12 protein-coding genes are annotated in these 11,674 nt (G+C 41.7%); 7 read left to right on the forward strand and 5 right to left on the reverse strand.

Going from position 1 to position 11,674, the window contains the following annotated elements; genetic code table 11:
* Positions 1-210 precede the first annotated feature (210 nt).
* The 4 genes from V5G28_RS18835 to V5G28_RS18850 all read right to left on the reverse strand — a co-directional run bounded on the left by V5G28_RS18835 (position 211) and on the right by V5G28_RS18850 (position 2,867).
* Positions 211-489, reverse strand: coding sequence for a hypothetical protein (locus V5G28_RS18835; RefSeq protein WP_332997048.1), 279 nt, complete (start codon positions 487-489; stop codon positions 211-213).
* Between the two features lie 375 nt (positions 490-864).
* Positions 865-1,293: an NUDIX hydrolase gene (locus tag V5G28_RS18840; RefSeq protein ID WP_332997050.1), complete on the reverse strand. Its 429-nt coding sequence runs from the start codon at positions 1,291-1,293 to the stop codon at positions 865-867.
* An 8-nt stretch (positions 1,294-1,301) separates the two neighbouring features.
* Positions 1,302-1,757 (reverse strand): DUF3531 family protein, encoded by a 456-nt coding sequence (locus tag V5G28_RS18845; protein WP_096567638.1) that lies wholly within the window; start codon positions 1,755-1,757, stop codon positions 1,302-1,304.
* Between the two features lie 171 nt (positions 1,758-1,928).
* Positions 1,929-2,867, reverse strand: coding sequence for a Sll0314/Alr1548 family TPR repeat-containing protein (locus V5G28_RS18850; RefSeq protein WP_332997066.1), 939 nt, complete (start codon positions 2,865-2,867; stop codon positions 1,929-1,931).
* A 315-nt stretch (positions 2,868-3,182) separates the two neighbouring features.
* Between V5G28_RS18850 and V5G28_RS18855 the strand changes: the two genes are divergently transcribed.
* On the forward strand, positions 3,183-3,854 hold the full coding sequence (locus V5G28_RS18855; protein ID WP_332997053.1) for an ABC transporter ATP-binding protein: 672 nt from the start codon (positions 3,183-3,185) through the stop codon (positions 3,852-3,854).
* Positions 3,855-4,080: 226 nt separating this feature from the next.
* Entirely contained in the window at positions 4,081-4,710 is a 630-nt protein-coding gene (locus V5G28_RS18860; protein ID WP_332997055.1) for a hypothetical protein, read from the forward strand.
* 85 nt (positions 4,711-4,795) lie between these two features.
* Here V5G28_RS18860 and V5G28_RS18865 read toward each other — a convergent pair whose 3' ends face one another.
* On the reverse strand, positions 4,796-5,050 hold the full coding sequence (locus V5G28_RS18865; protein WP_332997057.1) for a hypothetical protein: 255 nt from the start codon (positions 5,048-5,050) through the stop codon (positions 4,796-4,798).
* Positions 5,051-5,261: 211 nt separating this feature from the next.
* Between V5G28_RS18865 and V5G28_RS18870 the strand changes: the two genes are divergently transcribed.
* The 5 genes from V5G28_RS18870 to V5G28_RS18890 all read left to right on the forward strand — a co-directional run bounded on the left by V5G28_RS18870 (position 5,262) and on the right by V5G28_RS18890 (position 11,557).
* Entirely contained in the window at positions 5,262-5,999 is a 738-nt protein-coding gene (locus V5G28_RS18870) for a phycocyanobilin:ferredoxin oxidoreductase (RefSeq protein ID WP_332997059.1), read from the forward strand.
* A gap of 1,220 nt (positions 6,000-7,219) precedes the next feature.
* Complete coding sequence (locus tag V5G28_RS18875; protein ID WP_096567647.1) at positions 7,220-8,641, forward strand: HlyD family efflux transporter periplasmic adaptor subunit; 1,422 nt, start codon at positions 7,220-7,222, stop codon at positions 8,639-8,641.
* Between the two features lie 88 nt (positions 8,642-8,729).
* Positions 8,730-9,884 (forward strand): ABC transporter permease DevC, encoded by a 1,155-nt coding sequence (gene devC / locus V5G28_RS18880; protein WP_332997061.1) that lies wholly within the window; start codon positions 8,730-8,732, stop codon positions 9,882-9,884.
* 76 nt (positions 9,885-9,960) lie between these two features.
* Positions 9,961-10,668, forward strand: coding sequence for a DevA family ABC transporter ATP-binding protein (locus V5G28_RS18885; protein ID WP_332997069.1), 708 nt, complete (start codon positions 9,961-9,963; stop codon positions 10,666-10,668).
* A gap of 91 nt (positions 10,669-10,759) precedes the next feature.
* Entirely contained in the window at positions 10,760-11,557 is a 798-nt protein-coding gene (locus V5G28_RS18890; protein ID WP_332997063.1) for an HAD family hydrolase, read from the forward strand.
* Positions 11,558-11,674 lie beyond the last annotated feature (117 nt).

Below are 11,674 nucleotides of genomic sequence, written 5' to 3' on the forward strand. Positions count from 1 at the left end.
TGCCCACCCGAAGATTTGTGGTCGAATCATAAGAATAAGCGCTGTAAGGCAAAAGAAGATTCGCTGTCGAAACCTTTAAATCTAAATAGGTATCACTAAAATCAACTTATGCAGTTTTCGCTCTCGACTTGTTGGATGTTTATTATCTAAAGCAACTGAATATTCTTTCCGTTCCAAGTTTTGAGGGAATTGATTTGATGTGTTCACAACCTATTTATTTTTACAGGTAATGACATATCTATTTGGTGTTTGCTGAATTGGTGCAGGTTTCATTATGGGTTTAACTGTGGGATAGCAAGCGACATATACGGCAGAATCATCTGTCCAAGTGAGTAGATAAGATTTGTCGCCAAGTTTAGTCAACGTTGGTGGAATATTTGGTGCAGTAGCAAGAGCTTTTGAGTTAACTTGAGAAAGTGCAGCGATTCCCAAAGCAGAAGCGCCGATAAGTAAACCAATACCTGCTATCCACATTGTTGATAGTTTCATCCGAATTTCTCTTTCTTGTTTGACTTATTAATTGAGGGGAATTGCTTCAAAGCTTCCCTCTTGTATTTTATACAAGTGTAGGCAAAATAAACTTATGCACTTTTTAGATAGATGAACCCCTTTGCTTATAGCTGAGCGCGCAAACCAAAAGACCCAGTTACAGCGGTTTTCTGTAAGGTGGGGATTGCTCACCAATATCTCAAATGTGCGTCAGATAGGCTTTTACGGGCAATCCCCACGCTACGATTTGTGGTATAATGATGTGAAAAGCGCTGTAAAAGCGCTTTACTAATTATTTGCGATAACAGTGCTGTAACTATACCAGTCCTAAATGAACCGTGAGATTCTCTGTTTATCTTTGACAAAAATTAGCTCTTACCAATAATCCAAAAACTGCTCTGGCACTAACCTTAATTCTCCAGATTTGAAACGGTTAACATCTACCCACAGAGCAGTTTTCTGTCGTTCCCCTTCAGAAAAATCTAACTTGTCAAGTTGATAAAATTTGGGGTCAACAAAGTCACTTTCAAAAAGTTGAATAATTTCGTGACCTGACTGACCGTTGAAAGTAAATATGTTTTCCAAACAGCCTAAGTAGCGAATATTTGTTAATTCTGCTTGGATTTCTTCTTGGAATTCGCGTTTGAGTGCTTCTAAACTTGTTTCACCAAAGTCCACTCCACCGCCCATTGCACGGTAAAAAGTTTGTTGCTTGACTGGATCGTAGCCTTGAGAAACGAAGATTCGATTACCATCCCGAATCAGCCCCAATGCTAGGACACGAATTTCCCCTGGTTTATGCATTTGTGTTGCTAGTTATCGTAAATAAACGAAGAACGACCATTTTCACTATCCTCGACGGACCAATCTTCATTTTCGCCGCCGATGTACAATTGCTCAATAGTGACGTATTCCTGGCTGAGCTGCTTGAGGGCGTTAATGAGAATATCAAGGGCGATCGCGTCAGAAGTTCCCAAGTCAAACCAGCAACGCGCCCATGTCCCCTCATACTCAAACTGACCCATATTGTGCATCAGCGCCAGCAAACTTTTGTCATACCCTTCGGGGTCGTAATCCATATAGCTGAGGTCTAATCCAGTTTCCTGTACCTGGAGATTTTCTGCATTAAACGCACCCAACTTGCCCAGATAAAACCAGGAATTGAAAACCTCTTCTACATACTTTTTTTCTTGTTCAGAAGGAATTGTGCTGAACTCCAACCAAATCCACAAATCAAAAGGATTAATTTCACGAAACTGTATCTGCATTTTCCTAAGATATCTAGTCTAAATCAGTCTTTCTCAAAGCTCATTGTAAAAGAGTTCATAGTCACAAGAGTGCGGCTTCCCCTAAATAAAGGTGAAGAAAGTAGGGGAAGCACAGGGAGAAAATATTTCCCCATCTCTCTCCCTGACTCCCTCACTCCCCACAAGTCGCGCCTATTTAGCAGGATTACTCAAGCTTTCCGCCGCCCTCCGCCGTTCGCGCTCAATTTGTTTTGTCAAATCGCTTGGGAGTTGAGACTTCTTACTTAGGGCTTTGTCAAAATTACCAACTGCTTCTTGCATCAGTTGCGAGTTTTTCTCTTTTCTGGCTTGTTCCCGAAGGATTTGAGCTTTGAGATAATACGACTCTGGATTATCGGGTGTCGCTTTCAAAGCACGATCGGCATACTCTAGCGCCTGAGAGTACTGTTTTAAATCTCGGTAGGCAAGGGCGATACCCCGGTCAACTAGATACTGGGGACTAGCATTTTTTTCTAGCTTTTGAATTGCCTGTTCTGGGTTCGCAAAAGGCAAATTGACCGAAAGCATTAAATCCATGTATCCCTTGACTAAATTTAGTTCTGGATCGTTAGGTGAAACTGCTTCGGCTTTGTCCAAATGGTCATAGACTTGACGCAGCCTGGTTAAGGCTTGCGGCGCACCCTTGACTGTACCTTCACGCTGTAAAATCACTGCTCCCTCTAAAAACAGACCAACAGCAGCATACAAATTTCCGCGCAAAGGGTCACTGGAAATCAAATTTTGTGCGGTTTCTAAAGTTTTCTTGCTGTAAGTGTCTAATGTAGCCAAATCCTTATTCGTATATGCTAAGGATGCTTTCATCGCATATGCTAAAGGTTCTTTTGGCTCTGCAGATAATGCTTCTTGTAGGTAACGATCTGCACTTTGATAGTCTCCTTGTTGGAAAATGGCTTTGAATGCTGCCTCTGTTTTGTTGCCAATGTTACGAGGCTCTTTAGTCCGAAAGGGGTCTGCTGCCCAAGAGGGGTTTGCCCAAACATTGAGTGCTAAGGTAGCTGCAAAAGCTACCGTGACTAGGCGGTAAAGTTTTGCAGGCACAATAGTTTGCAGAACTGGGAACCCTACAATCATTTTTGACTTCAGCATATTTACCTTTAAAAAAGTTTTATATTTTACTTTTAATTCTAAAGATTCTTCGCTTTAAGGTAGATCTGTTTGAGGCAAAATTTTTTATATTATATGACTTTGGTAAGTTTTCTAGGTTCCCATGCTTGTTGTAGCTATTGTTCAAGAGTAATTTTGCCACAATAAAGAGAAGGAGGATGTTTCTTGCTGCAAGATAGACGTTGCTGGCGGATCGAATGCGCGAGAAATTTTTCGGAACTTTGCAGTTGCTTGCAGTGTAGTTAATTAAATAAGTTGCTGACTTTTTGGTAAACTCAACAAATGCTCTATCTCAGAAACCTAACTTATCACCCTACGGCTTGCCCGACAGCTATTCTTAAATCAATCAACCTGGAATTAGAATCCAAACAACTGGGTCTAATTATCGGACCAAGTGGCTCTGGCAAAAGTACGTTACTGGAAATTTTATCTGGACTTGCTGAACCAACATCAGGTTCAGTCTTCTGGCGCGAACAAGAACTGATAGCCGAACAGGTGCAACAATTGGCTGGCTTGGTCTTTCAATTTCCCGAGAGGCATTTTTGCGGCGGTACTATTTTAGAAGAATTGCGCTTGGGACATCCAGAGCTAGGAATAGAGCGAGTGAGGCAAGCACTAACAGAAGTAGGATTAGAGCATTTATCGCTTAGTACACGACCCCATGCTTTGAGTGGAGGTCAGCAGCGGCGTTTAGCTTTAGCAGTGCAGTTGATTCGCCAGCCACATCTATTATTATTGGATGAACCCACAGCTGGGTTAGATTGGTCAATGCGTCAGCAGCTGGTAACTTTATTGGCGAAACTGAAAAAAGATTGGACACTGCTGGTTGTGACACACGACGCAGGAGATTTGTTAGCGATCGCCGACCGTTGTTGGACTCTTAAGCACGGTGAACTAGAATCAGTTGATCCAATGGCACTAGCACAAGAAAAAGAACCTCAACCAGCAGTGTGAAGTGGGAATAGGAGGGAGAATGGGCTTACAGGTGCTTTTTGAAACATAATCAAGTCATCTTTGCTCATCTTCAGTGAGAATTTCCTGATACCAAGGCGATTCTCACAATACTGGCATATCCCACCTCATGATTTGTTGCACAATGGGTGTATCTATTGTTCACGGCAAATTAAACTACGTGCAACAGCACCTTTTGATGTCATTAAATAAATGAGTAAGTAATTATATGGCATTTTTGAAAAAATTGTCTATCGTTATAGCTGCATTTACTGCTTTGGAAACAGTTGGAACAGCACAAGCAGCATTAGTAGTGAACTCAGAGTCAGCCGTTGTCAATCCTAATACTCAGCAAGTATTGTTCACAATAGATTTTAATGAAGTTCCAAACTTTTTCTTACTTGATGCCTATAATCGCCAAGCCGACTCGTTTCAGTACTTTATTGAGGCAGATGGTGAGTTACCCGTTTTTAGGGGCTCTCCATACTATAGTCAACTTGAGACAATTGTTCGCGGAGAAGAAATTCACGTTGCTGGTGACATTCGAGTTCGTAATGTCTTTCCCATCGGTTCAGATGAACCAAATTCAGGAGGGTGGGGTTCGCTTCGTGGCTCGGTACCATACACTCTTAATGGTACTGTCCTAACATTCTCAGCACCATTGCAACTTATCGGCGATTCAGATGGTTTGTTTAGCTACAGATTAGAATGGTACGAGTTCGGCGAATTCCGTGGTTCCAAAGATAATAAGTCTGCCACAACACAATCTGTCCCCGAGCATACAAGTATCTTTGGTATATTAGCTTTCGGAGCCTTATGTACAGGCTTACTTCTGAAACGCAAACAGACATTAGCTTAATTGATCGCAAGCCCCACGTTTCACCCGCAACGGGAGGGAATCCGTCCACCGCAGTGGCTCACCTTCTGCCTCCTGAGGAATTGCACTAGTTAGCAAAAAACTGGCTAATATGCAGTTGTGCTTCGCCATGATCTGGAATCCAGGTTAACCATTCGTCACGAGAAACCTGACATAGTAGCAGTGCTTCATCAAAGCTGTAGGGGTTGGGAAGTTCTGAGAGCTTTACCCAACTATTAGGTTGGAAATCCTGTAGTGATTTGAGGTCAGACTTGCTTGACCAATCCAGATTGTGCCATGCAAGGCGTGTACCACAATCTGGTCTACTTGAATCTAGTTTCATGGCTCTACCTAGCCTTAACTAATGGGCTAATACAAAATTATTTCTGTAACTAAGACTACAAAATTACTCACACTTTTGAAAAGCGACTGTTTTATAACTTTACGTTTGTCGTTGCAAGTGTTTGGTTGTGTTGCAAGCTGGCTCGGGTGAGACTTTGTGGGGGGTAGACTGGTAACTGAATCAAATTCCCCGGTTATAAATCCGATAAGATATGACAACAACTCCTTTACCATCGCTGCGCGAGCAACAACATCCGCTTATTCGTCAACTAGCAGATTGTATAGAAGCAACATGGCAGAAGCACTTAGACTTATCGCCGTACCATTTGCCTGGTGAGTTTGGGTATGTGGAAGGTCGGCTAGAGGGCGAGAAACTGACGATTGAAAACCGCTGTTATCAAACACCCCAGTTCCGCAAAATGCATCTAGAACTGGCAAAGGTGGGAAATATGCTGGATATCTTGCACTGCGTGATGTTTCCCCGTCCAGAATACGACATACCAATGTTTGGTTGCGATTTAGTGGGAGGGAGAGGTCAAATTAGTGCGGCGATCGCAGACCTTTCTCCAGTCAACTCCCAACACACTCTACCAGAATCATATACTTCTGCACTGGCGGCACTACCTCAGTTAAACTTTTCCCAACCGCGAGAATTACCTGAGTGGGGAAACATTTTTTCAGAATTTTGCATTTTCGTGCGTCCCAGTTCCCCTGAAGAAGAAAGTCTATTTCTCTCTCGCACACGGGAATTTTTAGAAATACATTGTACGCAAGCTAGCATCTCTCAACCAGTTCCATCTCAACAGGTGGAGCAAAATTTAGCCGGACAACGCAACTACTGTACCAAACAGCAGCAAAACGACAAAACCCGCCGCGTACTGGAAAAAGCTTTTGGTCCAGATTGGGCAGAACAATATATGACGACAGTTTTGTTTGACATACCAGATTAGTCATGACAAATGACTAAAAAGTTATTTTGTACGGTTTGGTAGCAATGATAGATTATGGTTTGTCGGGTAAGGTTGCCTTGGTTACTAGGGTCAGCCGACACATTGGAATTGGTGCAGCGATGCTCCGAAGGAGCCGCGTTCCGCAGGAAAGGCGCCTCCTTCGGAGCATCGCCCGTTCACTTGCTGCATCACGTGCTAATGTCTTCATAACTTACTATCGACCAGGTTCAACTGTAGATTCTGCTACGTTTTCCAGCAACTGATAAATGTAGAATTCATTTAACTAGAGCAAAATCGAGCCACAAAATCGTTCTTTCTAAAATGTAACCTTCATCGCCAAAGAGCTTGTCTATGATGTTCTTGGTCAAGTTGAGATGAGTTGCTGTTCATTGAAAGGCAATCAACTTACCCCGTTGGTGATAGTTTTTCTCTCAAAGGCAATGCAGTTGTTACTTAGTTTTGTTCGCTATCTATGAAACTGTTTATGAGATAGACAAACCAAACTGTTGCCAGTGTATTTCAAAAATCTGTAGGAAATACGCCGGTTGCATTTGCATTCAATACAGTTCTTGTGGGGCGGGCATCTTGTGCGCCTATAGTTAATGACGGCTAATGACGGCTAATGACGGCTCGTGTCGCGCATCCCACGAGAAAATTTCCGTTTGTTATGACAATGAGCCTCAAGCAGGCAGTGGATTTTAAGTATTACCCAGCTTGAAACCACTGTCACTTATCCTATGCAGTCCTGTATTTAATTTGCCGTAGGTTGCGTTCAGTGCTTCGTTATTTGCAGTACATAACTTGTACGCTGTAACGCACCTCCTTGTCGCCTGGATGTTGCCAAAATAAGGGTTTTTCAATTAAGAAAAGCAGATGGCTATTTGTGAATCAGTTATCAGTTATCAGTTATCAGTTATCAGTTATCAGTAAACAATTACCTGATAACTGTTCACTGCCCATGTCCTCGTTACCAAACTTTGATAACTGTTCACTGTTCACTGTTCACTGTTTTAAAAACCCTTTTTGAGTGAATCCAATTGTGCCTAATACCAATTCCCCATGAAGATGCACTTAATATTAGAAAACGAACCGCCAAGAAGCCAAGAACGCCAAGGAACAGAAGAAACAGAGGAGTATTTATTAAGTGCAAGTTTATAGAGAATTGGTATAACTCGCTTTTCTACTTTGTATATGCAAAATTCCGAATAATGAGCAATACCATGTCAAGGGTGAGTCAAGAACCAAGGTCAAGGGAGCAGTTACTTGAGAATGAGAAACCACAGATTTGGTGGTTAATTGCTGTATCCTTGCCAGTCATAGTTGCTACTGGAGTCCTAAGCATAGCCAAAATGGAGCAATTGAAACAGTTGAATACACCTGCACCCAGTGCGCCAGTCGCTACAACTATCAATGCTTTGGGGCGTTTGGAACCTCAAGGGGACGTTATTAAACTGTCTGCCCCAGCGGGGCTTTCCGGGACGTCGCGAGTGGAACAAATTTTTGTCAAAGAAGGAGAGCGGGTTAAGAGAAACCAAATCATTGCAATTTTGGATAGTTTCTCAAGCAACCAAGCCGCAGTGGAAGAAGCTAAAGCAAAATTGCAAGAAGCGCGTGCTAATTTAGCAAATGTCAAAGCAGGTTCACCAAGAGACATCCAGGCTCAAAGCGCTGTGATTGCTCGCATACAAGCACAATTACGTGGGGAACTAGATGCTCAGGAAGCAACAATTGCTCGCATAGAAGCACAATTAGGCGGCGAAAAAATTGCTCTACAAGCAACTCTTAATCGGATAAAAGCCGAACTCCAAGGGCAAAGAGATGCTTTCAAAGCAACGGTTTCGCGTATACAAGCTGAACAACGCAATGCCCAAGTCGATGCTGAACGCTATGAGATGTTATATAAAGAAGGGGCAATTTCCGAGCAGGAACGCGACAGAAGGCAATTGGGTAAGGAAACTTCGACTCAGCAGCTTGCAGAAGCCCAGGCAAACCAAAGGCAAACAGTTGCAACTTTGCAACAGCAGCTGGCTGAAGCTAGAGCTAACCAGCTAAAAACTATAGCAATTTTGCAACAGCAACTGGTCGAAGCGAGGGTGAATCGGAACAAAATTCTCGCAACTTTGCAAAGACAAATTGAAGAAGAAAGAGCCAAACTTAGCAGAATTCGAGAAGTCCGTCCAATTGATTTGCTAGTAGCACAGGCACAAGTTAGCAATGCAGTTGCCACTATGAGAAAAGCACAAGCTCAATTGAATTTGAGCTATCTCAAAGCACCAATTTCTGGCGAAATTTTAAAAATTCATACCAAAGCCGGAGAAAGTATGAGCGCAAATGGCATTGCTGAAATTGGACGAACTGATCAGATGATGGTGATTGCTGAAGTTCCTGAAGACAGTATTGGTAAAGTGCGTCTTGGTCAACGAGCCACCATAACCAGTGATAATGGAGCTTTTAGTGGAGAATTACAAGGAACTGTTGCTGAGATTGGTAGAAAAATTGGCAAAAAAGATGTCTTAAATACAGATCCAGCAGCAGATGTTGATGCCAGAGTTGTGGAAGTGAAAATCGCCCTGACTCCACAAGATATCGAAAGAGTTGCAGGCTTAACCTACGCCAAGGTGGTTATTGACATTGATATTTAAAAGATATTTCAAAAATCACTTGAAATTTCTTAGTGATTAGCTAATGACTAATAACTCATGACGAATGACTAATAACTGAGGATACAAAATGATGGGAAAAATCCCTCTGGCGTGGTTACAACTCAAGCGAGAAAAAACTCGTTTAGCTGTGGCACTGGCAGGAATTGCCTTTGCCGATATTCTCATGTTTATGCAGCTTGGTTTTCGGGATTCTCTGTATTTTAGTAACGTTCGATTTCATACAAGCTTGCAAGGTGACATTGTTTTAATAAACAATCAATCTAACGCTTTGCTGTCAATGAAAACTTTTTCTCAACGACGGTTGTATAAAGCTTTAGATTTACCTGGCGTGCAAAGTGTCCACCCAATCTATGTAGACTATACTGCCTGGAAAAATCCTGTAACAGGTCGTCCTCGTAATCTCTTAGTCATTGGAATGAACCCGGAAATTAATATTTTTAATTTAGCTGGAGTTCAGGAAAATTTAGATAAACTTAAACTACCAGATGTTGTTTTATATGACCGTTCCTCTAGGCAGGAGTATGGACCTATTGCTGCTGACTTTCAACAAGGAAAAACTGTAATAGCTGAAGTCAATCGTCGAAAAATTAAAGTAGGAGGACTGTTTACTTTAGGTGCATCATTTGGAGCAGATGGTAATTTAATTACGAGTGATGTCAACTTTTTACGGATATTCCCCCAACATCAACGAGGTTTAATTAACATTGGTCTGGTTAGATTAAAACCAGGAGCAGATGCAACCGCTGTTACCCAAAGTTTAAGAAATTATTTATCGAAAGATATCAAGGTCTTCACTAAGCAAGAATTTATTGATTTTGAGAGAAATTACTGGGCAAGCAGTACAGCAATAGGTTTTATTTTCACTTTAGGCACAATCATGGGTTTTATTGTAGGAACTGTGATTGTCTATCAAATACTTTATACAGAAGTGGCGGATCATTTAGCTGAGTATGCAACCCTCAAGGCGATAGGTTATACACACAATTATTTGTTGTTTGTGATTCTACAAGAAGCTTTTATTTTAGCATTTTTAGGATATATACCTGGATTTGTTGTGACTATGTTTTTGTATGACAGGGCAAGAATTGCAACACTATTACCAGTTTTTATGAGTAGTGAAAGAGCTATTATGGTACTCATTTTAACTCTGATTATGTGTTTTATGTCTGGTACTATCGCCGTACGAAAATTGCAGTCTGCTGACCCAGCAGATATCTTTTAAAGAATGAAAAAAATTAAATTTATGCTTGTCAGATAGCGAAATATTAATAAGAAAATTTGAAGAAGATTAACATATGCTGAGTAAAGAACCTGTCATCTCAATTAAACATCTCAACCACTACTACGGAAAAGGATCACTGAAAAGACAAATTCTATTTGATATTAATCTAGAAATTTATCCCGGAGAAATTGTCATTATGACGGGACCGTCAGGTTCAGGTAAGACAACATTACTAAGCTTGATTGGTGGTTTGCGCTCTGTGCAAGAGGGAAGTTTACAATTTTTAGGTGTAGAATTATATAGGGCTAGCCAGAACAAACTAGTCAATATTCGGCGAAAAATTGGTTATATTTTCCAGGCTCATAACTTGTTGGAGTTTTTAACTGCTAGGCAAAATGTGCAAATGGCGGTGGAACTGAATAAGCATATTTCTCAGCAAAAAGCGATCGCTAAAGCAGAAGGTATGCTCAAAGCGGTTGGTTTAGGAGACCGAATTGATTATTATCCAGAAAATCTTTCTGGAGGACAAAAACAAAGGATTGCGATCGCCCGCGCTTTGGTGAATAGTCCACCGTTGGTGCTAGCAGACGAACCCACAGCAGCTTTGGACAAACAATCAGGACGCGATGTTGTGGAATTGATGCAGCGTCTTGCTAAAGAAAACGGAACATCTATATTGCTAGTCACCCACGACAACCGCATTTTGGACATAGCTGATCGCATTGTGGAAATGGAAGATGGTATTTTAGCTCGTGATTCACAAACTAAAGTCATTAGTAATTAGTAATTAGTCAAGAAATTAAAACAGTTATTAGTTATCAGGTAATGGTTTACTGATTACTAATAACTGATAATTAATTTTTTACCAAACTCTTATGTATAGACTCCTGCCTTTGTCACAGGTTTCATCGACAAACCGCTTTAGCAATGTTCGTCTGGTGGCGACAGATATGGATGGTACCCTAACCAAGAAAGGAAAATTCAAGAGTGAACTATTGCAAAGCTTGCAGGATTTAGCAATCGCGGGGATTGAGGTCGTGATTGTCACTGGACGCAGTGCTGGTTGGGTGAGTGGTTTAGCGTATTATCTGCCCATCGTTGGTGCTATAGCGGAAAATGGCGGTTTGTTTTTCTTTGGTGGAAGTGAGAAACCAGTCGCTTTAACACCGATTCCCGACTTAGTAGCACATCGTCAGCAATTAGCATCGGCTTTTCAACAATTACAAACCCAATTTCCGCACATCCAAGAATCTGCTGATAATCGTTTTCGCGTTACTGACTGGACATTTGATGTGAAAGGGTTAAGCACAGATGAAATAAAAACTCTGAGTCATCTTTGTGAACAAATGGGTTGGGGTTTCACTTACAGCAATGTACAGTGCCACATTAAACCTTTGGGACAAGATAAAGCAATTGGGTTATTACAGGTGTTGCGGGAATACTTCCCCCAGTACACTCCAGAACAAGTTGTGACTGTTGGCGATAGTCCCAACGATGAAAGTTTATTTGATGAGCGTTCTTTTTCTCTCTCTGTGGGCGTTGCAAATGTGCTGGAATATGCTCAGCAACTTCAGCATCAGCCTGCATATGTGACTTCTGCTGCTGAAGCTGAGGGTTTTTGTGAATTGGCGCGAATGATTAGAGAGGCGATCGCGCAAAGCCGAGCGCGGTAAGTTTTGCGGACAGGCTATGCGTTTGCATATACCACACGTAGGGGCACAGCATTGCTGTGCCCCTACAAACGCTTATATTGCACTCAATTTAAAAGGGCTTTATTCCTCACCGAGTAC

This window comes from Scytonema sp. PRP1 (assembly GCF_036697665.2).
Classification (GTDB): Bacteria; Cyanobacteriota; Cyanobacteriia; order Cyanobacteriales; family Nostocaceae; genus Kalymmatonema; species Kalymmatonema gypsitolerans.

Bases quoted from the DNA above. Each gene is read 5' to 3' on its own strand.
- V5G28_RS18835 (WP_332997048.1), bottom strand. From the start codon at position 489: ATGAAACTATCAACAATGTGGATAGCAGGTATTGGTTTACTTATCGGC.
- V5G28_RS18840 (WP_332997050.1), bottom strand. From the start codon at position 1,293: ATGCATAAACCAGGGGAAATTCGTGTCCTAGCATTGGGGCTGATTCGG.
- V5G28_RS18845 (WP_096567638.1), bottom strand. From the start codon at position 1,757: ATGCAGATACAGTTTCGTGAAATTAATCCTTTTGATTTGTGGATTTGG.
- V5G28_RS18850 (WP_332997066.1), bottom strand. From the start codon at position 2,867: ATGATTGTAGGGTTCCCAGTTCTGCAAACTATTGTGCCTGCAAAACTT.
- V5G28_RS18855 (WP_332997053.1), top strand. From the start codon at position 3,183: ATGCTCTATCTCAGAAACCTAACTTATCACCCTACGGCTTGCCCGACA.
- V5G28_RS18860 (WP_332997055.1), top strand. From the start codon at position 4,081: ATGGCATTTTTGAAAAAATTGTCTATCGTTATAGCTGCATTTACTGCT.
- V5G28_RS18865 (WP_332997057.1), bottom strand. From the start codon at position 5,050: ATGAAACTAGATTCAAGTAGACCAGATTGTGGTACACGCCTTGCATGG.
- V5G28_RS18870 (WP_332997059.1), top strand. From the start codon at position 5,262: ATGACAACAACTCCTTTACCATCGCTGCGCGAGCAACAACATCCGCTT.
- V5G28_RS18875 (WP_096567647.1), top strand. From the start codon at position 7,220: ATGTCAAGGGTGAGTCAAGAACCAAGGTCAAGGGAGCAGTTACTTGAG.
- devC (WP_332997061.1), top strand. From the start codon at position 8,730: ATGATGGGAAAAATCCCTCTGGCGTGGTTACAACTCAAGCGAGAAAAA.
- V5G28_RS18890 (WP_332997063.1), top strand. From the start codon at position 10,760: ATGTATAGACTCCTGCCTTTGTCACAGGTTTCATCGACAAACCGCTTT.